General features: G+C 65.0%; 15 protein-coding genes and 3 pseudogenes. 8 read left to right on the top strand and 10 right to left on the bottom strand.

Annotated features, from left to right (window positions below; genetic code table 11):
* The first annotated feature begins 584 nt into the window (after positions 1-584).
* Positions 585-911: a divalent-cation tolerance protein CutA gene (gene cutA / locus PV364_RS15050; RefSeq protein WP_319660440.1), complete on the top strand. Its 327-nt coding sequence runs from the start codon at positions 585-587 to the stop codon at positions 909-911.
* Between the two features lie 305 nt (positions 912-1,216).
* On the opposite strand, the gene PV364_RS15045 is transcribed toward cutA, so the two are convergent.
* Positions 1,217-2,458 carry a helix-turn-helix transcriptional regulator gene (locus PV364_RS15045; protein WP_319660439.1) on the bottom strand — a complete coding sequence of 414 codons (1,242 nt, stop codon included), beginning with the start codon at positions 2,456-2,458 and terminating at the stop codon, positions 1,217-1,219.
* A 605-nt stretch (positions 2,459-3,063) separates the two neighbouring features.
* Positions 3,064-3,198 (bottom strand): hypothetical protein, encoded by a 135-nt coding sequence (locus tag PV364_RS15040; protein ID WP_319660438.1) that lies wholly within the window; start codon positions 3,196-3,198, stop codon positions 3,064-3,066.
* Positions 3,199-3,935: 737 nt separating this feature from the next.
* Between PV364_RS15040 and PV364_RS15035 the strand changes: the two genes are divergently transcribed.
* Positions 3,936-4,550, top strand: a complete 615-nt coding sequence (locus PV364_RS15035) for a hypothetical protein (protein ID WP_319660437.1) — start codon at positions 3,936-3,938, stop codon at positions 4,548-4,550.
* 3 nt (positions 4,551-4,553) lie between these two features.
* Here PV364_RS15035 and PV364_RS15030 read toward each other — a convergent pair.
* Positions 4,554-4,751 (bottom strand): annotated as a pseudogene (locus PV364_RS15030) (VapC toxin family PIN domain ribonuclease); the annotation flags it as partial.
* A gap of 163 nt (positions 4,752-4,914) precedes the next feature.
* Between PV364_RS15030 and PV364_RS15025 the strand changes: the two are divergent.
* Positions 4,915-8,394 (top strand): type ISP restriction/modification enzyme, encoded by a 3,480-nt coding sequence (locus PV364_RS15025; RefSeq protein ID WP_319660436.1) that lies wholly within the window; start codon positions 4,915-4,917, stop codon positions 8,392-8,394.
* Between the two features lie 157 nt (positions 8,395-8,551).
* Positions 8,552-8,802: pseudogene (locus PV364_RS15020) on the top strand (exonuclease domain-containing protein); the annotation flags it as partial.
* 134 nt (positions 8,803-8,936) lie between these two features.
* On the opposite strand, the gene PV364_RS15015 reads toward PV364_RS15020, so the two are convergent.
* The 5 genes and pseudogenes from PV364_RS15015 to PV364_RS41240 form a co-directional block, all read right to left on the bottom strand.
* Positions 8,937-10,751 carry a UvrD-helicase domain-containing protein gene (locus PV364_RS15015; protein ID WP_319660435.1) on the bottom strand — a complete coding sequence of 605 codons (1,815 nt, stop codon included), beginning with the start codon at positions 10,749-10,751 and terminating at the stop codon, positions 8,937-8,939.
* A complete protein-coding gene (locus tag PV364_RS15010) occupies positions 10,748-12,910 on the bottom strand; it encodes an ATP-dependent nuclease (protein ID WP_319660434.1) in 2,163 nt (720 codons plus the stop codon). Before PV364_RS15010 ends, PV364_RS15015 begins: the two co-directional genes overlap by 4 nt.
* A 330-nt stretch (positions 12,911-13,240) precedes the next feature.
* Positions 13,241-14,692 (bottom strand): hypothetical protein, encoded by a 1,452-nt coding sequence (locus PV364_RS15005; RefSeq protein ID WP_319660433.1) that lies wholly within the window; start codon positions 14,690-14,692, stop codon positions 13,241-13,243.
* Entirely contained in the window at positions 14,689-15,006 is a 318-nt protein-coding gene (locus tag PV364_RS15000) for a hypothetical protein (RefSeq protein WP_030944093.1), read from the bottom strand. The genes PV364_RS15005 and PV364_RS15000 overlap by 4 nt, the downstream gene beginning before the upstream one ends.
* An 87-nt stretch (positions 15,007-15,093) precedes the next feature.
* A pseudogene (locus tag PV364_RS41240) lies at positions 15,094-15,214 on the bottom strand (IS5/IS1182 family transposase); the annotation flags it as partial.
* Positions 15,215-15,492: 278 nt separating this feature from the next.
* Here PV364_RS41240 and PV364_RS14990 point away from each other — a divergent pair.
* Complete coding sequence (locus PV364_RS14990; protein ID WP_319660432.1) at positions 15,493-16,644, top strand: hypothetical protein; 1,152 nt, start codon at positions 15,493-15,495, stop codon at positions 16,642-16,644.
* A gap of 261 nt (positions 16,645-16,905) precedes the next feature.
* Here the strand turns inward: PV364_RS14990 and PV364_RS14985 are convergent, their stop codons facing one another.
* Both PV364_RS14985 and PV364_RS14980 read right to left on the bottom strand, forming a co-directional pair.
* Entirely contained in the window at positions 16,906-17,478 is a 573-nt protein-coding gene (locus tag PV364_RS14985; RefSeq protein ID WP_319660431.1) for a hypothetical protein, read from the bottom strand.
* Positions 17,421-18,257: an IS701 family transposase gene (locus PV364_RS14980; protein ID WP_319660430.1), complete on the bottom strand. Its 837-nt coding sequence runs from the start codon at positions 18,255-18,257 to the stop codon at positions 17,421-17,423. The genes PV364_RS14985 and PV364_RS14980 overlap by 58 nt, the downstream gene beginning before the upstream one ends.
* Before the next feature lie 447 nt (positions 18,258-18,704).
* Between PV364_RS14980 and PV364_RS14975 the strand changes: the two genes are divergently transcribed.
* The 3 genes from PV364_RS14975 (at position 18,705) to PV364_RS14965 (ending at position 22,792) form a co-directional block, all read left to right on the top strand.
* Positions 18,705-20,714 (top strand): ATP-binding protein, encoded by a 2,010-nt coding sequence (locus PV364_RS14975; protein WP_319660429.1) that lies wholly within the window; start codon positions 18,705-18,707, stop codon positions 20,712-20,714.
* A 232-nt stretch (positions 20,715-20,946) separates the two neighbouring features.
* Positions 20,947-21,921 (top strand): hypothetical protein, encoded by a 975-nt coding sequence (locus PV364_RS14970; RefSeq protein ID WP_319660428.1) that lies wholly within the window; start codon positions 20,947-20,949, stop codon positions 21,919-21,921.
* Between the two features lie 22 nt (positions 21,922-21,943).
* Complete coding sequence (locus PV364_RS14965; RefSeq protein ID WP_319660427.1) at positions 21,944-22,792, top strand: hypothetical protein; 849 nt, start codon at positions 21,944-21,946, stop codon at positions 22,790-22,792.
* Positions 22,793-22,844 lie beyond the last annotated feature (52 nt).

The following is a 22,844-nucleotide window of genomic DNA, read 5'->3' as shown; positions in this document are numbered from 1 at the left end:
TCCTCGGTCAGCCGGGCCGCCGCCCGCAACTCCATATTCCTGAGCATCTGGTTCGTCAGCACCTCCCGTGCCCGCAGCGTCACCACCAGAACGTCAAGAACCGGGCAAGTCACCCTCGCGCATCAGCGGTCCCCGAGCCCAGACGAATTGAGCAACAGAGTCCGTACGTCTCGCAAAACTCGGCGTACTCGGCCTCGGTGACCGCGCCGGTCGTCGTCATCTTGACCGCCGTAGAGACGAGATCCCACTCCGAGGGCCCGACAGAGACCAGCTTGAAGTCCATCAGTAGCGGCCGGGCCGCCGTGCGGTCGACGTTGCCGACCCACGCGCCGTGCACGACGCATTCGGGCGTGCCCGCGGGCCTGTGCTCCCGCCACGGAGTTCCGCATGTCGTTGCCGCAACCACCCGCGATCACCCTCAGACAGGGACGTCGCCGCCTCGATCACTCGGCGACCCGTATGAACGTTCGGGTCTGTCGAGCGGAAAGTTCGGCACGGGCAAGGGACGGAGCTGTTTCAGCAGCGTGACGTGTGCCCTTGACGGCTGGGTAGAGTCGCGGTATCCGAGCTGGAGAGGTAGTTGTATGGCCAACGATATTGTGATTGCGCAGACGACCAGCGACGACGAGGATCAGGCGAAGGCGCTGGCCCGGGGCGCGGTCGAGAGCAAGCTGGCAGCGGGCGTTCACGTTGATGCGCCGATCACCGCCTTCTATTGGTGGAAGGGGAAGGTCGAGACGGCGCAGGAGTGGCGGATCTCGTACATGACTACGACGGACCGTCTCCCGGCACTGGAGGCGTGGCTGCACGAGCAGCACCCGTACGACGTTCCCCAGTGGATCACGCTGCCCGTGAGTGGTGGGTTGGAGGCGTACCTGTCCTGGGTTGTCGAGGAGGCGGCACGCGACTGACGGCCGACAGGTCATACGACGGCGTTGGGTGTGGCTCCTTTCGAGGGACAGGCTGAGCTGGGCATTTGCCGGTTCGGCTCGACCGCCGGTCGTGGAGATCCTTTCGGAACCAGCAGGTCACGCCCGCGCGTTGAATCAAGATCGACAGCACGGGGGTGCGGGTCATCGCGTGACCCCCCGCGGTGGTCGAGTCGATCATTCGGGTACGCCGCAAGTCGCAGTTCATGCAGGTGAGGCCGTCCCTCCAAAGGAGCTGCACCCGACGGCGTTCGCATCCTGAGCTTGCCCGTGTGCCGCGCGGGGGGTCAGGAAGCGAACTGCCGCAGGTGAAGGCCAAGTTCCTGCTCGCTGTCGGGGAGCGACGCTGCGATAGTCGCGGCGCGCTCCTTGCCCATCGTGTTGGGCTTGGCCTGAGCCGCTGCGGCGAACTGGCGTGACACGTAGACGCCTTGGTCAACGTCACCTCCACGCAGCAGGGCCGAAGCGAGATCACCGAGAACCACGACACCCCCATCCGACAGTTCGTCTCCGAGGCGGCCGACCGCGGTGTCGGCTGTAACGGTGAGTTCAGGACGCCCCAACTGTCCGTATACGGAGAGGGCCAACGAGTCCATGCGGTACGGGGTCACGAACCGGACCCACGCCTGCTCGCTGGTGTGATCCGCAAAGTCGTAGGCGAAGCGCGCTCGCTCCAACGCCCGGAGCGCCCCCGTCTCGTCGCCGACCGCCGCGGCTTCCTCCGCGTGCCTGCCGAGGACCCAGGCGGCAGCCGTAGCGTTGCCGTGGCCTCGCACATCGTTGGCCGCTTGGGAAAGGAACTCCAACTTCGCCTTCGGCGACGAAGCGCCGTAGCTGGCATAGGTCAGAGCCAGAGCCCGGAGTGGAGGGTGCCCGGCGGTCGCCGCGCACTGCGAAGTGACCCTGTAGTAGGCGTCGGCTCTGTCGTGCTCCGCCAGGTCCCAGGCCACCCAACCGGCCAAGGCTGCGGTTTCTCCAGCGGCGATGGCGAGAGCCCGTTCGTGCTCGCCGGCACGAGGCAGAGCCGCGGTGATCGCGTCAAGGTGCGCCTCGACTGTGCTTTGTAGTCGCCGGGCGCTGAGGTTGAGTTCCTGGACGTGCAGTTCAGCGGCCCGGTCGATGAGCGCGACAGCGGAGGACGAATCGATCTTAGAGCCCTTGCTGAGAGCGAAGGCGAGTCGCCCCCAGGGCTCGGCAGCCGCGCTCACGCTGATAGCCGCCCCGCCCAGCAGCGTGCGACGCTCCACGGCGTCCTGGTCCTCCCCTGCATTGGCATGCCCCTCTCTCTTCCGAACGCGGGCAGCCTTAGCCTCCCGCTGTAGTTCCTCGAAGGGGACACCGCAGGCTGCCGCAATGTGACCGATTGTGTGATTGGTAGGGATGTTCTCGAAGTTCTCATAGCGACTGATCTCTCGGCGAGTCAGGGTGTACCGGCCGGAGACAGCGTTGATCGCCTCTGCCTGCTCCTCCTGCGTCCGACCCGAATCCTGCCGAAGCCGGAGGAGCAGGTCGGCGAACGGATCTGGCATGAGTGTGACCTCTGTTGGTGGGCGGAATCCAATCATGGCCTCAATTCCCCCTCCGGTTTCCCCCCTTGACAGATTTTTCCCCCTCTGGATTCCCCTGGTCGACGGCGTGGCCACGCGGTGCGATAGCCCTCATGACCAGGCTCCAAGCGCCCCCGCCCGACGGGGCCATCCGTAGCTTTGCGGCCGCAGCAGGCGCATCACGCGTGAGGTCGGTTCAGGAAGGCCGACGCAGCACATCGGCATGGGCAGCCATACCGGCGGCACCCCATGCCTGTCAGGCGGCCTTCCTTCCTGATCTCGCGCAAGTTGGGGAGATGCGCCAGACAACCAGGGCGTTCCTACGGTGGTGCCATGTTTCGAAGCCGGTGGCGGGGTTCGCCGTGCTGGCCGTCTCAGAGCTGATCACCAACGCTGTGGTTCACGGTGAGGGCGAAATCGTGCTCCGGAAGCGCCCTGTACGAACGGATTTCCTGACGTCTCGCAGAGCGGCCTTCCGGAGCCTCTCTGTGAGAACCAGGCGTCGCCAACCGGCCCGAGCTGCATGGCCAACAAGCTGCTGGCCCATCAGGACAGGCCGACCACACAGACGATGTCTGGTACCCCGACTACTCCTGGCGCACGATGCGCCACGACGGCATGCCCTTTAACGGATTCACCCGGTCCCTCTCAGGCTGGGCCCGAGTGATGCCGTCCCCGAGGCCGGGCAATGCCTCGTCGACCACCTCGGCCAGCTCCGCCATCGCGCCGTCCTGCCGTCGGGCCGGCACCAGCCTCACCACGCGCCGGTGAGGCCGGGTGTCGGTGCCGTTGCCCCGACGGAGTCGCGGAAGGCCGGGGCAGTTACAGCGCCGAGCTCCACAGGCGTTTCCCGGGAGAGGGCAGCAAGAAACGGGCCCAGGCTGAAACAGCCGGTCCACACGAGTGGACGCCTATGGGCCCAGACAGCTTCGAAGCGAAGCAACATAGCCCAGGATCGCCGGTTAGCCAAACCGGCGATCCCGCGGATCATTGATGGTCCACCGCCACTACCTGCCCCTACATCGAAAGGGACCGCCAAGACGGCTGTCAATTCCAAGCGTCGCGCGTCTGTCAGCGCTCTGCGCTGCCGCAGAGCTCCTGCGAACAGGTGCCGTGAGCACTCAAGGTCCAGTAAGGCGCGTAGTGGCATCCCGAGTACACCCGGGCATGGAGTCGACCTTGCACCGGGGGGCTTGCTCATCGCCATCAGCCGCAGCCCGCAATGCAGGTGACCTCACTTACGTCACGTGTTGTTTTAATCAATTTCCGGGTCGGCACCGTGATCCACAAGCACCGTCTTAACAACCGGAGAATCCGAATTGCTGACAGATCAACGAGGTGCAAGGCACCCGTTAGATGGCGTCCCGCCATGTGGTGTACGGGATCAAGACTCGCGCCCCCGTCTCATCGCCGCCGCAGAGCGTCTCCCCACTTCACCATCACCGCACAGGGCCAGACCGTGGGGTTTCTCGTCCTCCAGGAACAGGACCGGACCGAGCACGTCGCCACCGAGAAGGAACTCGCCGACGCCAAGAAGAACTCCTGGATCAGGATCCCCCGCTTCGACTACACCCCATCCGAACGCCTCCGCTTCGTCCTCAGCGGCGGCCAACCGCACCGGGCAAGCGAATGGTCCGACGCCCCCGGCCACCCCCTCGAAGACCAGCTCGCCGAGATCGCACAGGAGGTCACCTTCCGCGGCGAAGCCGCCGAACGCAGACGTCTCGACGAGATCGAAGCCGCACGCCAGAAGCGCATCCGCTGGGAAGCCGCCATGGAAGACGCCCGCATCCAGTACGCCGAGGCGTACCGCTTCAGACACTTTGAAGCGCAGGAAGCGGCGTGGCGCCACGCCACCGGACTGACGGAGTACTTGAGCGCCGTACGCACGCGAGTCGAGGCCATGCCCCCGGGGCAGACCAGAACCGAAGCCGAAGCATGGATCAGCTGGGCAGCATCCACCGTCGAGCGCCTCGACCCATTACACACACCACCCCGACTGCCCGACATCCCCGAACCACGAGCCGACGACCTCAGGCCCTTCCTCGGGCACTGGAGCCCCTACGGCCCCTGAGTCGCGATAGCGGGCGCGCACCGACTCGGTGACACCCAGATGATCATCCGTGATCTCGGACAGAACGACACGGCCTCGTCGCACCCAATGTCGGATGTCGTCGACCGCGCTGAGCGCCGCTTCACGGCCGAGCTTGCGCGTGGCGACGTGGTCGACCTCCGAGAGCAGCAGCGGAGACATCACCAGGAGCCCCGCAGCCATGATGGCTTCGTTTGACGCACGCACGCAGCTCCCCGCGATCGCCCCCAGCGTGCCTGCAAGATCGCCATGCCGTCCACCGATTGCGCTCCGCACGCTGACGCACGCCCGGGATGCGCTCCCGGCACACGCTCCAACCCACCTCCGTACGCGGGTCTTTGGTGACATGTCGCCAATCAACCTACATCCACTGGCGTTTGCTGCTTGGGATGTCATGGGCATTCTGTATGGGTCTGATCGTCGGCGTGGGTGCAACCTTGGGGGGCCGATGGCAAGAGGGGACGTCTGGGCGGGAAAGGCCACGACCGGATCGGTCGCGAACCTCGTCGCTCAGTTCGGCGAGGAGGTCAGGGCCAAGCTGCAAGGTCCCGCAGGGGCGGTCAGCAGTAAGGAGGACAGCCTGACCGCGCCGGTGGAGCATCTGCTGCGCGGCATGGCCTCGCGGCAACGCCTCAAGCTCATCGTCCACGGTCAGAGTCGCATCAAGGAACTCGGGATCCGGCCCGACTTCGCCATCGCCTGCGGCGGCAGGACCATAGGGCACGTCGAGCTGAAGCAGCCGGGTTCGGGGGCCGATCCGGAGAAGTGGTCGGTGAAGAGCCACGACCGCAAGCAGTGGGAGAAGATCAAGGCACTCCACAATGTGCTGTACACCGACGGATACCAGTGGGCGGTCTACCGTTTCGGCGTACAGGTCGGCCCGACCGGGATCCTGGTCGGAGACCTTCATTCCGGTAGCCGGCAACTCGTCGTCGCGGACACCGGGTTCGAGCGCGCCCTCACGCACTTCTTCCTGCCAGCGCCCATCGTCCACGACAGCATCAACGAACTGGTCAAGCGCATCGCGGGAATCTGCGCCCTGCTGCGTGACGAGGTCACCGAACGCCTCATCCGCGAGGAGCACGGGGAGGCTGACGCTGCGTTCTCGATCCTGGCCGACAACTGGAAGGACCTGCTCTTCCCCGACGCTCGCCCGGAGGAGTTCGCGGACCAATACAGTCAGACGCTGACGTTTGCCATGCTGCTGGCTCGTCTTGAGCACATTGATCTGGGCAGGCTCACGCTCCCCGAGGTCGCAATCCGACTGGGCAAGCGGCATTCCTTGATGGGCAAGGCGCTCGCGGTGCTGACGGACGACGCCCTCGACGATCTGCGGGGCATCATCGACCCGCTGATCGACGTCTTATCGGCCGTCGACCCCGAGATGTTCAAGGACGAGACCGGAGACGCCTACCTCCACCTGTACGAGGGCTTTCTGAGCGCCTACGACCCGGAACTGCGACGGCGGACGGGTACTTACTACACGGCCGGCGAGGTCGTCCGCTTCATGGTCGGCTTCACCGACGAGGTGCTGCGAGACCGGCTCGGCCAGGAGGACGGGTACGGAAGCGAGGACGTCACCGTCGTCGATCCGGCCATGGGCACCGGGACCTTCCTCATCAACATCATCGACCACGTCGCCAAGTCCCTGTCACTGAAGTACGGCAGGACGCTCAAGTCCGGGCTTCTCCGGGAACTCTCGGGCCGACTGGTCGGGCTGGAGAAACAGACCGGGCCGTACGCCGTCGCCGAACTCCGTGTGCACCACGCCTTCCGGTCCCACGACGCCGACATCACGCGCCGCCCGCCGAGGCTTCTGGTGGCCGACACACTCGACGATCCCGCCGTCGAGCACCACCTGGGCTTCATGTACGAGGCTATCGCCCGCCACCGCCGAATGGCGAACAAGATCAAGGCGGACGAGAAGGTCATGGTGGTCATCGGCAATCCGCCCTACCTGCGGGGTGCGAGACAATCGGGCGTCGGACGCTGGGTCACCGAGGGCAACCCGAACGGCCAGGGCCCGATCCTCGCCCGCTTCCACCCAGAGGACAACGGACGCGTCGGATACGCCCTCGACAACCTCTACATCTACTTCTGGGCGTGGTCTACCTGGAAGGTCTTCGACCAGTTGACCGCCTCGGGAGCGCCGAAGGCCCCTAGCGGGATCGTTGCCCTCATCACCAACTCCGGATACCTGGACAGCGAGGGCTCGGCCGGCATGCGCCACTACCTGCGCGAGGTCGCCGACGAGGGCTGGGTCATCGGTCTCTCCCCCGAGGGCGCCTACTCCGACACGCGCACCCGTGTCTTCCAGGATGTCAAGCGGGAGATCTGCATCGCCGTCTTCGTCCGCCATGGCGCCCCGGACGCGGGTACACCGGCGCGGGTCTGGCGACTCGACGTCCCCGCGGGCACACGCGAGGAGAAGTTCGACTGGCTGGAAGGGCTTGGCCTCGACGGCCATCGCGGAGGGACCTCCTGGCAGCTCTGCCCCACACAGTGGACCGCGCCCTTTCACGCCACGTCCGACTCCGAGTGGTCGGCAATGCCACCGGTGGACGCCCTGCTGCCCTGGACGAGCTCCGGCAACAAGAACAACCGCAACTGGCCCGTCTCACCCAGCCGGGACGTTCTGGAGAGGCGCTGGCACAGGCTCGTCCAGGCTCCGGCAGACGCCAAAGCGGAGCTGATGAAGAGCACCGGAGACCGCCGTCCGGACAAGCTGGAACCACCACTGCCCGGCCAGCAGGAGAGGGGCAGCCTTGCCGCAGAGAAAGAGAGGGTTCCGGTCATCGTCAAGTACGGACGGATGACGTTCGACCGGCAGTACATCATCGCGGACCGAAGAGTGATCGACCGACCGCGGCCGGCCTTGTGGTTTGCCCACAACGACCAGCGTCAGATCTACCTGTCCGAACTCCACACGGAATCAGGCCGTCCGGGGCCGGCGGTGAGTTTCACCGCCCTTCTGCCCGACATTCATCACTTCAAAGGCACCGAAGGCGGCCGCGTCGCCCCTCTTTACCGCCACCCCCACCAGGCTGAACCAAACGTCACCCCTGGCCTGCTGCGGCTGCTCACCAAGACGCACGGCGTGACGGTCACCGCCGAGGACCTCTTCGCGTACATCGCGGGAACAGCCGGCCACAGCGGCTACACCCGCCGGTTCGCCGCGAACCTCGCCGAGCGCGGTGCCCGTATCCCTATAACACGCGACCCGGCTCTATGGGCGGAGCTCGTGGAAGTGGGCAGGCGCACGGTGTGGATCCACACGTACGGCCAGCGCTTCGCCTCCCACCACGACAGTTCACCTGGCTCGTCCCCGAGGCTTCCCCCGGAGGAACAACCGGAATGCGTCGTCGTGATCGGAGAGGACCACGGGTTACCTGAGGACATCTCCTACGACGCGTCCACGCGAACCCTCACGGTGGGCACGGGCTGCATACATCCGGTGGCGCCGGAAGTCTGGGACTATCGGATCGGCGGGGTGCAGGTGATCCGCAAGTGGTTCAGCTTCCGCAAGCGCAAGCCAGACGTGGAACGACAGACCCCGTTGAACGACATCCTGCCCCCGACCTGGCCTGCCCGGTGGACCGTTGACCTGCTTGACCTCATCAACGCGCTCGGGCTCCTCGTAGCCCTCGAACCCCGACAGGCCCGGCTGCTGGACGCCGTGAGCAGCGGCCCGCTCATCACCACCGACGACCTACGGGGCGAGGGCATCCTGCCCGTACCTGCCTACGCAACCAAGGAACCGAAACCGCCGCGGAAGTCTCGACGCACCCCCGGCCCTAGTCAGGAGAGCCTCGACTTCTCGGACTGACACCCGCCCGGCCTGAGTGCCTGACGCCCGCAACATCAACGGAATATTCACTCTCAAGGCGGTCAAGTTCGAGGAGTCCTGTCCCTGACCGTCAGTCGGGCTGCAGTAGGGCACACGACGCCACGTAAGTCACCGAGTTGATTGGGCAACCCACGCGATGATTCTCGTCTCTGCTGGCTTGGATATACCACCGCAAGTGACTACGCCTGCGACTGGGCGCTGATCGATGTAGAAACCTCAGTACTCGTACCCTGACGGGACCGAATGCTGTCCGTCGCGGTGGTGACGATCAGCCCGGAAGGCCAACAGTCCGGAGAGTTCTCGACCCTGCTCAACCCTGTATGCGACCCGGGGCCAGTCGAGGTACACGGGATCACGGCTGAGCGACTGCGGGGCGCTCCAACCTTCGCCCACCTCCTCCGTGATCTTTGGCGGCCGGGAGCTGCCCGAGGTCGTCATGAGGCGATCACATCCGGGCGACCAGCAACCCAGGGCATTCCTTGTCGGGGTTGGCCCGGGGATCCGTCCGGCCTACCTCGTCCTCATTCGCCACCCACCACCGTATCTCCGTCGAACCGCAGCGACGTGATCCGCGACTCGTCGACCCACTCCCGGAGGGTGTCCAGTGCGGCGGGCTCAAGTTTCGTGGTGAAGAGGATGGCCAGGTGCTCTCTGGCCCGTGAGCATGCCACGTAGAAGAGGTTGCGTGCCCTGATGAACGCCTCCAGTTCCTTGTCCATCAGTTCGTCGCGCCGGGAGAAGTTAGCCAGCATCTCGGGGATCTGGAAGCGGGAGTGTCCCTTGCTGACCACGGCGAGGACCCGGTTGAACTCCAGTCCCTTGACTCCGTGTTGTGTGGCGAAGGGCGTGCCGCCGCCGAGGTGTTCGTTCAACGCCAGCAACTCCGCGTACGGCACCTGGCGCAGTTGTTGGTACTCCTTCGACCGCGCCGCCGCCCGGGCTTCGGCCTTGTCGTCACTCACAGCCTGCGGGTCGGTGCCGGGTGGTGACACGGCCTTACGGTGGCGCTCGCGCACCTTCCCCAGGCCGTCGAAGAGCTGCTGCTCAAGACAGAGGTCGAGGACGTCGCCGACCGTGCCCGTCTTGCGGGCCTCCCCCAGTTTCGTCAGGAACGCCATCCATTCCTGCTTGTCGGCCGACGAGTTGATGGGTGGGCGGCCACGGGGGTCGAGTGCGTCGAACATCGCGCCGTAGCGCTTGTTCCGGTGGTGGAGCAGGGCCGGTTCCAGCGTGTCCATGAAGAAGGCCATGGCATGGTCCTCCTTCCTCACGTAGGAATCGTTGCGCCGAAAGGCCCCGTGGAGCTTCTGATATCCCAGTTCGCCGGCGATCGTCTCGTGCGTGAGCATGAGGATCTTCGTGCTGGGCTCCTCCGCCCGCGCCTGGGCATCGTGACCGGATGCCCCGGTGCTCCATAACCGGTCACGGACGTCGTCCAGTACCCATTTCCGGGCCGTGTGGGCCGCGTCCCAGCCGAGCTGACCCTTCCGGTGGTGGGTGAGCCTCGTCCCGGCCCATTCGTTGGTGTGATAGACGGCTACGGTGCCCTCGCCAACTCCTGACGCCGTGGTCTGCGTCAGTTCGGGACGCATCGCGTTCAGGAGGTTCACGACGGCGCGCTGCGAGCGCCGATTGCGCCGTCTGAAGACCGGTGTCGGGCGGGCGTCCTCGAGTGCCCCGCACGCGTTGTCGTAGATCTGCTGCCAATGGTCCCCGAAGAAGCCGCAGAGGGGGCCGCGCGCGGTGGCCTCATCGCCCGGCGTGCCCAGCATGGCCTCCACCAGGCCGGCGGGGGTGTCCTGGTACTCGTCCACGAAGACGATCGGGAACCGGTCGGCAGCCAGGGCCCGGAACTTGGGAAGGGCGAAAAACGCCCTCGCGAGGACGGGCAGATCGTTGTGACCCAGCTGCACGCGACGGCTGTCGTGGTCCACTTTCTGGAAGCCGGTGCTGTACTCGACGGTGTAGCCGTCCAGTGAGGTGTGGCCCTCCATCTTCGACAGCATGATGTCCAGCTCGACGATGTGGCGCAACAGGTGCTTGCGGAAAGGGGAGAGCAGCTGCCACAGGAAACCATGGATGGTTTCGGCGAACACGTACGGGCTGCGGTCGGTACGGCTGATGATCTCGTCGCGGGCCACATTGGTGTAGGTGACGCAGGCGATGCGCTGGTGGGGCCGCGGGAGGTAGCAGGGGCGGTCAGCCAGGATGTTCTGGAGCGCCTCGATCAGTGAGCTGGTCTTGCCCGCACCGGCACCGGCCTCCACCTTGAAGTGACGGCCCGCCTGGAGAGCCGTCAGGATCGTGTGCGTGACGTCTTCCGCCTCGGTCGTCACTGGACGTCCGCCTTCGTCGCCGTCCCGTCCTGTGCCATGAGCCACTCGAGGCCGCGCCTGATGTACTTCGGGACCTGCCAGTCGTGGTCTCCGAGGACGTAGTCGAGGGCGAAGTCGACCTTGCTGCGCCTGGTCTCCACGCTGCTACGGGCCTGTTGTTCCAGTTCCTCGGCGGGAGCGGCACCCGTGGAAATACCGAACAGGGCCCGGTTGGCCAGCGCGAAGGCGTCCTCGAAAGTGCGGCCGCACGGACCGCCGGGCTCCTCCGGCACCTGGTAAGCGAGGCACATGCTGCCGCCGGCGATCGGCGGGTCCGTCTCGGCCCGCTGCAGCAGCTCGGCCACCGTGATGTCGGCCATCTCGGGGGACCACGCCCTGATGGACTGGTTGGACGTGCGTCCGGATTCGGACACCAGGCATTTGCGGATCTTGGGTTCCCTGTCGTCGACGGGATCAAGATCCGTGATGATCAGGGCTGGGATCCCGAGGACCTTCAGCAGCGGATAGAACCTGTGGGCATGCGCCCCGCCGACCTCCATCAAGGTCACGTACTGGTGCTGGGGCGTCTCTCCGGGCCTCCTCGCCGCCAGCTTCTCCTCCGCAGCCGGGACGAAGATACGCTCGCTGGCGCCCTCGACGAGGATGGCCTTGTCCGCGAAGTAGAGGTCGGCCCGGGTGAGGGTCAGGTACTTGCGGAGGAACCTCTCGTCGCCGGTCACCTGGGACAGGTCCTTGATGACGGTGCGGGCCGGCCCCGGCTCGCTTCCGCTCTCCACGGTGTCCTCCTCCTTCCGGAAGTACCGGATGTCGGAGAAGTGTCCCCGGTTGGCCACGTGTGCCGAGTGGGTGGTCACCACGAACTGAGCGTTCCACCGGGGGCTGCTGTCGATTGCGGTGCTACTCTTCTCGACCGCTCCCTTTTGCTCGGGCATCGTCGCTCTCATCTGCGCGTCGATCCGGGGGAACAGATTGACGGAGTACGTGAGTCGCTGAATGAACGCCTCCTGCATCTGCGGATGCAGATGGGCCTCCGGTTCCTCCAGGAAGACGAGATGGATCCCCGACTCCGGAGAGGTCGCCGTGTGGTCGCGGTAGCAGGTGAAGAGCCTGAGCAGAATCATCACCAAGTTCCGCGTACCGAGGCCGTTGTACGACTCCGGGAACCGCACACCGGCCACTCCCGGATAGTGAATGCGCGCGAAGTTCCTGAGCAGCCTCTTGGAGTCCAGCCGGGCGGCCGTGACGAACTCCTGGTTGGCTAGACCCGGATAGCCGAATGCCTTCAACGTCGGCGCCACCCGTTCGCGGACCTTCTGGAGGCTGCTGTCGAGACTGCCGGAGGTGTCCACGAGTGTCCTGTCGATGTTCGCGGCGAGCTCCTCCAGCCACGTCGCGTTCTGGCTCTTCTCCGCCGCGGTCAGCAGTTGCTCGAAGACCGCTCCGATTGGTGCGGCATGCCCGTCGCTCTCGTCGTCCAGCCCTCGCTGCGCCTCGACGAAGTCCACCCTCACCAGGGTGCGCACGTCCGCGAGGTCGACCGGTCGGACGTTCGCCTCATCGGTCGGGTCGACCGCCATCACCGACATCTCGAAGTGCTTCGGGATGCCTCTGCCCAGCTGCTCAAGCGTGGCCGTGGCATCCGGCCCCACCGGCACGCCGCCGAAGAACTCCTTCAGGGCACCGTCCCCCAACGCGAAGGCGAACCTGATCACCACCTCGGAGCAGTCGGGGTCAAGGTCCACCACGAAGGGGGCCAGGGGTCCGTACTGGCCGCAGTCCTTGTCGTAGGAGATGTGGAGGGTGAGGGTGACTGCCGGAACCGTGTCGCGCGCCTGCTCCGCCTCACCCGAGGCGAAGAGGCGATGGGCGGCGAGGAACTCCTCGTAGCAGTCGGCGGAGAAGTCCTCGATGCGCAGCGCGGCCTTCTTCCTCGCCACGAAGAATTCGAACAGTTTCGCCAGCGAGGTCTTTCCCGTGTTGTTGCGGCCGACGCACAGTGTCACCTTGTCCGTGAAGGAAAGCTCGGTTCTGCGGAGCAGCCGGAAGTTGCGGATGACCGCCTTGGTGAGCCGGGGCGGCACCGGGACTGCGGTCCCGTGTGGTTCGGCGGAGCCGTCTCGCGGGCCTGGGATGGCACGCGGATCACTGGGCTGGGTCATCGCGGCTCCTTGCTGCGCTCGTACACACCCTGGGACGTCCGGCGGGAACACACAGCAATGGGAGCCACAAGCCCCATGAGATGCCGTCGCCCCCTCAGGATCTGGGGCCGCATCTTGTCACCATAATTCTCTAAATGCACAGCGGTCACATTTGATTCAGTTTCGGTCGCCTATCGATCTGAATTCACTCCCGAATGTTCGAGATACGGCACCCATGCGGCCACCACCTCATAAGCCGACGGACCGGGTGAGGGATGGCCATGTACGAGGCGCACAGCGTGACCGGTGCTCAGTGAAGGCGTTGCGCCAGGAGCGGTGAATGGGTCCGCATCAGGTCCGATGCCAGCCCATGGCCAGTCCCGTCGAGTCCTTGAGGACCTGGTTCAGCGCTTCGACCTGTCCGACGTCGTCGAAGAGGCTGCGGGGAAGGTGGTCGTGAGCGAGAGGGCCGACGCCGTGCAGGATGTCGTCGTACGCCGACGCCACGGCGGCACCTATCAGTAGGTCCGTCGCCTCATCGAGGCCCACGTGCTCCGCCGGCCACCGGTACTCACCCTGACTCACCTGGAACACCGGGAACAGCCACTGCATGTCCCGGTCGGGCTTGATGAACCTGGTCGCTCTCTCGCCCAGGAAATTGACGCCGTAGTGCGAGATCGAACAGACGTCTCTTTCCCGCAGGGCAAGCAGACGTGAAGCGCACATGAGGGACACGGCAGGCGTACGCGCGGACAGGTGCATGGGGGTCGTGGCGGCTTCCCGGAGGGTCGAGAGGTCGGACAGACGGGAAGCCACGCTTCCCATCCGGAGCCCACTGCGCTTGGCCAGCAAGTGCTGGAAGTGGACCGTCGCCTCGTGGCTCGGATACTGGAACTCCAGGTCCGTCTCCCAGCCTGTCATCGCCTTGGCTGCCGTCACGAACCGGTAGGGAGGGTAGAGCTCTTTCCAGTCGACGGACGGGTCGTCGGAGTTCAAGCCCGGCACCACAGGGTTCAGTGCGAAGTCGATGAGGGCCAGGACGGTACTTCCGCCGAGGGTGCGCCCTGCGAGAGTACGTGCCAGGCGACACGGCATCCCATACTCGCCGTTCAGCACCTCGAGCAAGAACTCGCGCAGCGCCGGGTCAGCTTTCCGTATGAAGGCGCCCTCGAACTGGAAGAGTTCGTCGAGCACCGCCGCGCACTCGAAGAGGACGCGAGTGGTGAGCGGGCCCTCGGAGGTGTGCACGAGCTTCAGGGGCCCGTCGATGCCGACGCGTACGTCATCGGGACACTCGACCATCTCCATGCCCGCACCCTGGCGCCACATGTCTTCGAGGGAGTGCTCCATTGCCGCCCGCATGTCCCAGGTGGCGGTGTCGAACTCCGTCAGACCCTCCGGGTCCAAGAGGAGGTAGTAGGCGAAGTAGAGGTTGAGCCAATCCGCTTCGCTGTATTTCAGTTCCCCTTGGGCGTGCTTGGGGTAGCGCTCGAAGGAGAAAAAGGGGAGTCCGCTGCTCCGGTCCTCGTGGAGATGCTCCACGTCTTGCCGGGGCAGGTGAGAGATCGTGTACGCGGCTAACTGGTCCCTCGTGCGCCGCAGCAGGCTCAGAAGAATGCCGACAGTGGATCCGTGATATCGCGCCCAGTGGCTGCTCTCGTGGACGTAGGTCTTATGCCAGGAGCCGACCGCCGTCACAAGATCGCTGGTGCGCGTGCGGGTCTGATCCTGGAAGAGGATCTGGCTGCGCAGATTCAACTCGGCGCCGCTCGAGTTCCGTAGACGTGGAGAGCGGACGGTCACCGGTTCACTCCTTCCGAGCCGTCCGCACCCTGGTCGTCGTCTTCCGGTCGAGGAGGCGCCTCCTCCACGGGCCCCCGGTCACGCGCCCGCTCGACCAGTGCCTTCAAGGCGTCATACAGGGTGTTCGTGGCCAGTCCGGCGGCGACGGAGATGGAGATCTCCGCCCAGTGGGCGTGGCGTAAGGAGTCGCGCCTGTTCTGCTGCAGGGGCGTGAGGGCGAGGGAGCACTTTCCGGCGAGGTGCTGATCCGCCTCTATTTCCCGTGCTAGCACCTTCAAGTTCGCGGCTTCGCCCCGGTATTCAAAGATCGGCATGACGGGAGCCTACAACTGGCCTCCGGTTCCCGGATCGGGACTCGGACACCGCCGTCTTCGCTGGAGGACCGCGGTAGCGCAACGTCGGGTGAGTTCGCCCCCGGGTGGTCGTTTGAGGCCGGCGGCGACGTGGGGGGCCGGCGCCGGTATAGGCGCGGTCGGCGAGGACAGGGACGCCTTGTCGCTCACAGATCCGGATGATGTGGTGGCCCACGCCGACGCTCACTTTCCAGCAACATACGGCTGTCGTGGGTCGCTTCGGTGACTGATGGCCGGCGCGGTCCTACGCGCCCGTCGCCATCAGGGCGGCACGCGGACACAGGCGCCTGGCGTGGCCGGAGCCATGCGGCGAGCCAGGGTTCCCGGGGGATCGCTTCCGTCTCCGCTGATGCCGGGGCGGACTGCGGACCGGGGTGATAGAGAGATGCCGGTACGACGATCCTCACGGTCTGTGTATGACGGCCCTGAACCCGGAAAGCGGCGACGATGTTCTTCAATGGCCCCGCGCACGTGCGCACCGATGCCACGCTCTTCCCGGCCAGTACCGGCGTCCCCGTCGAGCAGGATCTGCCAGTCCTGCCGCAAGACTTGGCACGCGCGTTGTTCATCACGGGCAGGGCCCCGTACGACCAAACCAAGCACGGGAGGTCATCGGCGTACGAGTGGTGCCACAGGGTGGCGGTCCTGCCCGCCTATCTCAGCTGGAGCGATGATCCGGTCCGTCGCATCACACGTACCGACCTCGCCCGCGAACTCGACCCCTCCGAGAAGGGCATGCTGTCCTACACCCTGGGGCAGGCCATGTGCCAGATCTTCGCCGAGAGGCAGCTATCCGTCCGGTTCTTCATGCACGTCGCCCGCTACGCCTCCGCCTACAATCTCACCTTCGCCCCCGGCCGGAGCCGGGCGGACTTCTTCGGAGAGCGGACCGTCGGCGGTTATGTCGTCGCGGAAGCCAAGGGCCGCTCAGGCCCGCTGACGAAGGAGCTGCGCGAAGCCATGGAGGAACAGAAGAGGACAGTCAAGACCATCAAGGGCGAAGTGCCGAAGATCGCATACGCGAGCGCGGTGCACTTCTCCTCCCCCCATAGCCCCATGCGTCTGACGGCGATCGACCCGGACACAGCCGACCCTCGCGCCGTAGACCTTCCCGTCGACCCGGACCTACATGTGCTGGCCTACTACACGCCGTTCCTGGACGCCTTCACCCATCAGGAACCACTCATTCTGGGCGACTACGTCGTGGCTGGCTTCGCGGCGCTCGGCGTGACGCTCGGGGTCTTGGCGCCGGTGCTGCAGCGTGTGGAACGGGCGGCTCAACGCAACGAAATCACGGGCCTTCGCGACGACATCCTGGGCTTGCTCGCCCGCCACCGGCCTCGCCAGGAGCGCACGCTCTACATCGACGGCACTCTTTTCGCGGCAGACTGGACGGTTCCTGAGGACCGGCGCCGCCCGGGCCGTCGGGACAGCGAGGTGCTCCCCGACTTCCTGCACGAGGCGTTCCGTAGCATGAACGAGGAGGACGACTGGCGAGTGGCGTCTGTGGAGGAGGGGGACCTCGACTGGCGGGATCTGTCCCCTGCCAGGGGCTACATGCCGGGAATCCTCCCCCAGGGTGATGTCCTCGAGGGCTGAGGCATGGACGGCCGCCGGGCACCCTACGGCCGCTGCAGATTCACCGCCGCGGTGTGGACGCCGCCGAGGGCCTGTCAGGCGCTGTCCCGGTTCACGCGCTGTGTAGATCGGCTTGTCCCCGTCGGTCCGGCGACACGAGTTTCGCCGGGCAGCCCAACGTGGCAACTCCACCAGGTCGATGCGAATGTCGACGATGGTGGTGTGGCCTGTCCGGGGCGACGATAGACACGGCAGCTGTAAGTCTTGATCGTCTGGCTCCGGTCATGTGGTCGCCGCCGCGGTGATGTTGTTCCATCGGCGGTGGGCCTCGGTGGCCTGGTGCCGGTGGTGACGGCGCCAGGCAGACCAGTGCAGGGCGTGCTCGAGGTCGCGGCGGGGCGTGGGGAGTGCGGTGATCCGCAGGATGGCCAGGAGTTCGCGGCCGCTGGCCGGGGCGAGGTGAAGGCCGTGTTCCGTTGCGTTGGCGGTGCGGGTGGCAGCGTGGGTGACGGCGAGGACGGCGGCGGCGAAAAGGCTGATCAGGCTCCAGCGCATCCAGGAGGTCCAGCAGGTCACCTGGCCCTGGTCCAGTCCGGCCAGGCCCTTCGCGCCTTGGAAGTCCTCCTCGATCTTCCAGCGGGTGCAGATGATGTTCACGAGGACCGCGAGGCTGACGGGGGTGGTGGAGTGGCAGCGGTAGAAGGACAGTTGGCGGGTGTAGCGGTGGCGGCGCACGACGAGGAACGCGTGCCCGGCCTTGTCCCGGTCCACGGGGGCGTCGTCGGCCAGGACGTGGATCAGGGCCCAGTCGTAGTGGCGGTCGCCCTTGGTGCCGTTGCCCGTGCGTCGTCGCATCCAGGCCCTGGCCGGCACCTTCGCCGCCGTTCAGTGGCGCTGAAGCGGCCCGCGGCAGTGCTCGCGCGATGGTCGGCCTTGACCGCCAGGGCGTAGTCGAAGCCCAGAGTGCGGGCGGTGCGGCGCAGTTCCAGGCTGCCGTAGACCTCGTCGCCGGTGAACCAGCGTGCGGGAAGAGTGAGTTGACGGGCGCGGTGCAGCATGGCGGCGGCCAGCTGGGGCTTGGTGGCGAAGGTGACCTCGTCGGGCACGTGCCGCAGCAGCCTGCGCTCCTCGTCCTCGGCCCAGGCGGCGGGCAGGTAGAGCTCGCGGTCGATCAGGGCGTGACCGTGCGGCGAGGCGTAGGTGAGATGGACGGCGATCTGGCACAATCCCACTCCGCCAAGCGCGCCGGAGTACTGGTGGGAGGCTCCCACGCAGTCGGTGGAGGATTTCTCGTCACCCGTCTCGTCGACGATCAACACGGCTTCGTTGTAGGCGAGTTCGGCCGCGACCCAGACGGCGAGACGGTCGCGGGCCAGGTCATGGTTCCAGGCGCCGCGCGAGAGGAAGTGCTGGAGGCGGTGGGGCCCGTCGTGCCCGAGTGCCTCGGCAAGGGTCCAGCAGTTGCGCCGTTCCAGCTCCATCAGCATGCCCTGCGTCATCGCCCGGCCCAGCATCCGCGAGTCCCGGCGCGGGAAGCAGACGGCCACCGCCGCCATCAGCGACCCGAACGCCGCCTTCCAGGCCCGCTCGGCTATCGTGGCCTCCACGGCCACCTGGTTCTTGATCGTCTTCACACACGTCAATGATCACGGTGGCCGTTCCCGTGTCCGCGACCGCCCCTGCCCTGACCTGCACGGACGCCTCAACGATCAAGACTTACAGCTGCCGTGGCTGAGCACGGGTTTCCTCCTGCGACCGTCATCAGATATATAGATCTCGGCAGTGAGAGGCATGTGGACGGGGAAGGGCGGCCGATAGTGATGCCCACACGGCAGCAAACTCCTGGCCGATACCGGGCGTTGGTAATCGGGATCAAGGGCCAGGTACAAAGTCTCCACGGCGAGGATGAGGCGATCCAGGAGTTGCCTCTGCTGGAATATGCACCTGGGTACACCTTGAGGGTTTGTGACGCACTGGGCAAGTATGGATACACAACCCACCCGTTGAGCGGAGACCCAGGACCTTCTGCCTCAGCACTGGAAGGCTCCGTTTTATCGGTGCGAGACTCTGGACCCGGGTTTGTGGTGGTTCATCTCCTCGCTCACGGCACTTCAGGAAAATCCGGCGGAGTTTATGTTATTGGTGGGGATGGGAAGAGAACTACCGGCGATATCGAAGCCTGGCTAAAGCTAGTCGAAGACCACGAACCGGAGAATGAAGCACCTCTGGTTCTCTTCCTCCTCGACATGTGCCACTCTGGCGGACCTGCTCGACTCAACTGGCAGCAGGTCATGCGCGCCGAATATCGCAAAGCGTGGGTCATCGCCGCATCAGAACCTGGCAAGCTGGCCTACAATGGCTGGCTTTCGCAAGCGGTCGCGCAGGTACTGGAATGGTTTCACGACGACACTCTACGTGTGGACTCGCAGCTGCCGCACATTCCTCTGTCCCGGTTCTGCTGGGAGGTCAAGAGGTTGGTAGAGGGGTATGTGGTGGAAGGGCCTGGGGTGGAGCAGTTGGTGCAGACTCCATTGGCTCCACTCGGCGACGACCTCTCCCATCTAGCCTTTTTCCCAAATCCGAGATACCTCTCAGACGAGGCTCCAGCGAAAGATCACCCAGAGGCGCGCGAGGCGGCAGAACCACTCCCGACAGCGGCACTGGACCCTACACTTGCAGCATTGCTGGACGAAGCCCCAGATTTCCGGCACTTCATGAGTCGGGCCTCTGGCGTCGAACCGTTTCTCGACCGTATCGATGGTGGTTTCTTCTGCGGGCGCAGGAAGGAAGTAAGTAATCTGGCCGACTGGCTACGAGGCAAAGGAAAAGCGCTGCGGGTGGTTACCGGAAAGCCGGGCGTGGGAAAGTCCGCGCTATTGGGGGTCTTGGTATGCGCTGCACACCCTGCCCTTCGGCCAAAGACCCAAATGCTGTGGCGCCGCCTGGTTGACCCACCCCCCGCGGTGTCGAAGCTGGCCGTGGTGCACGCCCGTCGACGTTCGGTGGCCGAGGTGCTAGCTGCGATGGCCCGCCAGTGGAGTTTGAAACTCGTCGGCAGCCATACCGTCCAGGACATCGCCACAGCTCTGGCGGAGAGTGAATCTCCGCCGACTCTGGTGATCGACGCCGTCGATGAAGCGGAGAGTCCTCGTGAGCTGATGGCTGTGCTGCTCATGCTGATCGATTCGCGGCGCGCGGATGGGCGCCCTGTATGCCGTCTGCTGGTTGGTATCCGACCCGAACGCCGCTTTGCCCCGCTACTGAGAAGGGCTCGCCGAGCGCGAGGTCGCCTTGATTTGGGCCGGGCACCTCGGCGTGAGCTTCAACGCGACTTGCATGGCTATATCCGGGAGTTGCTGTCCGCCACCGAGATGTACGGGATGGCCGCCCAAGAAGAGGCCGCCGAAGAACTCGCACGAAGCATCGCGCACAGGTTGACGCGGCGTCACCACATGCCGGTCGGGGAGTTTCTGGTTGCGGCGCTGTACATGCGGACCGTGTTGGACCAACCTGTTCCCGTGACTGCTCTCGGGGCTCGGGAACTGGGCGCGGAGATGCCCCGTGGACTGCGTGAACTGCTAGACCTCGACCTATCGCAGCGTCCATCGACACCATGGCTTCGGCCGGTGCTGACCGCATTGGCCTTCGCACAGGGCAACGGCATGCCCGAGGAGATCGTCCAGGCGGCGGCCAGAGCGTTCCGCGTCAAAGAGCGGGAACAGCCCGTCCTTGGAAGAAATCCGCGCTGCCCTACATGCCGGCAGCTTTTACCTGCGCAGAGATGTGGACAAAGACGGCAACACGCTATATCGCCTCTTTCATCAAAGCCTTGCAGATCAGCTACGTCCGGCCGCTGGCGCAGGGAGAGTTTGGCGGTACCTTTCGGATCATGGCGGACGGTGGTCGACGGCTCACCCGTATCTGCTGCAGTATGCGGCACACCATGCCAAAGAGGCTGGATGCCTGGAAAAGTTGATCAACGATCCCGAGTTCTTGGTCCATGCCGAAGTCCGGTCATTGAAGTCAGTGCTGACCTCGGGGTATCGGGTCCGCAAGCACCCGAAATACCGAGAGGCCAGAAATGTCGCTGAGTTGTACGCATGGACGCTCAGTGATCACCTCGACAGTTACCCTCATGAACGCAGGCAGATACTGGCTGTCGCCGCCGAGTGGCGGGGCTTCCATGAACTAGCGGCGGCCCTCTCCCGAGGCCACATTTGGCAGCCCCGGGAGATCGGCCGAATGCAGGACGCCATCATCAGGGATCCTGGAGGCATGGCGGGGCCACCCGGTGTCACTGTCAGACGCAAAAGGGTGAATGGCATGGCTGCTGTAACGTTAGCCAGCGGCCCGCGAGTGATCTCCAGCGCCGACGAAGACTGGCTGCGGCTTTGGGACGTGCGGAAGGGCGGGGAGATCGGCAAACCAGAGCCCAGTGATTTTTACCTAGCTTTGGCCGGCTGTGGGGTGGTCGAGGATCGTTTTGCGATCCTAGCCGTGAGACCGGTGTCGACCTCCGGACGTGTGCGCCTATGCCTTTGGCATAGGCGTGATCTGGCACAACCACTGGGAATGCCTGAACATTTTGGCTTTGACATGGCCGCAAACGAAATGCTGACTGGTGTGGCGTGCACTGCGGTGGAGAACCGGCAAGCGATCGCCATTACCTGCGGGAATCGCCGATCTTCCAGCGGCCGATCCATCGAGGGGGTGATACGTTTCTGGGATCTGCGTGACTTGACAGAGTGGAGCCCACCGCTCATCGACCACCATGGGGCGGTGCAAACCGTCACCACTACTTGCATCAATGGGCGTCTGCATGTGGCCACCGGCGGTGATGACGGCATGATTCGGTTGTGGGATTTGAAATCTGGGGCAAGACGCAGCAGATTAATTGGCCACGATGGTCCAGTGCGTGTGCTTAAAGCAGTGGCCCTCGGTGAACGTCCATATATTGTCTCTGGCGGTGACGACGGAACGGTCCGGCTGTGGAACTTGGAAACCAGCAGATTGACTCGCAAATTCGCCGGTCACGCAGGGATGGTGCGCCGGATCGTGCCAGTGACGCTTGAAAGACACCCGCATGTAGTCACCGAGGGAGACGACAATAGGATCCGGTTGTGGGACCTGGAAAGCGGCGACGAGATCGAAACGCTTTGGGTTCCAGACAAGCTACGGGGACTGGTAGTGACGACCGACGGTTCGATCATCGTTGGCCTGGACACAATGATTATGGCCCTGGAGCCGGGGCCGTCGCTGCCACGTCTTCATCCCATTGACCCAGTTGTCCTGCCCTAACTCATTTCGGAGGAAGCCTGCTATGACTCTGATCCTCGGTGTGCACGGCGTCTGGAACCATGCAGCCGGACACTCTCCACAGGAGGTTGCCCGTGCTCGTGCCGCGACCTGGGCAAAGCACCTGAGTGAGGGGATCGGGCACGACCTGACCACGAAAGACGTGGCTTATGCGTACTACGCGCAGCATCTTCGTCGGGAGCTTCCAGTCGCTCAGGGGGCCGACGATGAGCTGCTAGACCATCTCACTCAGGACGAGATCGAACTTGTCACCCACTGGCTGGAGGCCCTTAACTTGCCGCAGGCCACATCCCAAGGAAGACTGGCCGTCCCCCTGCGCCAGGCTGCCACTGTATTGGCGCGGCACTTCAGTCTGGACGGGCGCCTAACCCGAGCGTTCATCGCCATGTGTTTTCGAGAGGTAGCCGCTTACCTGCGTGGCGACGGAGCGGACGCACCATCACGTGGAGCAGCCCGCGAGGAGGTTGCCGCAGCGATCGCTGCGCATACCCCCCGAGTAGTGATCGCTCACTCACTCGGCACCGTTGTTACGTATGAAGCACTGCATGCGCATCCCGAGTTGAATGTTGAACTACTTCTCACCCTCGGTTCGCCACTCGCCCTTCCGCACGGCGTCTTTCACCGGCTGGTGCCCGCTCCCGTCAACGGTGCTGGATCGCGCCCCCATGGGGTAGCAAGGTGGGTCAACATCGCTGACCATGGCGACCCGATCGCCGTGCTACGTCCGCTGAAGCATTACTTCCACGACGTAGACCTTGACCTCAACGAAAGCATCGGGGCCTTCGACTTTCACCGTGCCGCTGGCTATCTGCGCAGCCCCGCAGTCGCCGCTACCCTCGCCCCCATGCTGTAACTGCCCTGTACGAGCGGCGGCCTCGACCTGGGCGCCCGCACTGAATGGCGCG

Origin of the sequence: Streptomyces sp. MI02-7b (assembly GCF_033793585.1) — a bacterium.
Lineage (GTDB): Bacteria > Actinomycetota > Actinomycetes > Streptomycetales > Streptomycetaceae > Actinacidiphila.
The sequence above is the reverse complement of the archived record's forward strand: the minus strand, read 5'-3'. Positions and strand labels throughout refer to the sequence as shown.

What these genes read in the sequence shown, in the direction of transcription:
- cutA (WP_319660440.1), top strand. Translation starts at nt 585, where the DNA reads ATGGCCAACGATATTGTGATTGCGCAGACGACCAGCGACGACGAGGAT.
- PV364_RS15045 (WP_319660439.1), bottom strand. Translation starts at nt 2,458, where the DNA reads ATGCCAGATCCGTTCGCCGACCTGCTCCTCCGGCTTCGGCAGGATTCG.
- PV364_RS15040 (WP_319660438.1), bottom strand. Translation starts at nt 3,198, where the DNA reads ATGGCGGAGCTGGCCGAGGTGGTCGACGAGGCATTGCCCGGCCTCGGG.
- PV364_RS15025 (WP_319660436.1), top strand. Translation starts at nt 4,915, where the DNA reads ATGTCGCCAATCAACCTACATCCACTGGCGTTTGCTGCTTGGGATGTC.
- PV364_RS15010 (WP_319660434.1), bottom strand. Translation starts at nt 12,910, where the DNA reads ATGACCCAGCCCAGTGATCCGCGTGCCATCCCAGGCCCGCGAGACGGC.
- PV364_RS15000 (WP_030944093.1), bottom strand. Translation starts at nt 15,006, where the DNA reads ATGCCGATCTTTGAATACCGGGGCGAAGCCGCGAACTTGAAGGTGCTA.
- PV364_RS14990 (WP_319660432.1), top strand. Translation starts at nt 15,493, where the DNA reads ATGTTCTTCAATGGCCCCGCGCACGTGCGCACCGATGCCACGCTCTTC.
- PV364_RS14985 (WP_319660431.1), bottom strand. Translation starts at nt 17,478, where the DNA reads ATGCGACGACGCACGGGCAACGGCACCAAGGGCGACCGCCACTACGAC.
- PV364_RS14970 (WP_319660428.1), top strand. Translation starts at nt 20,947, where the DNA reads ATGGCTGCTGTAACGTTAGCCAGCGGCCCGCGAGTGATCTCCAGCGCC.
- PV364_RS14965 (WP_319660427.1), top strand. Translation starts at nt 21,944, where the DNA reads ATGACTCTGATCCTCGGTGTGCACGGCGTCTGGAACCATGCAGCCGGA.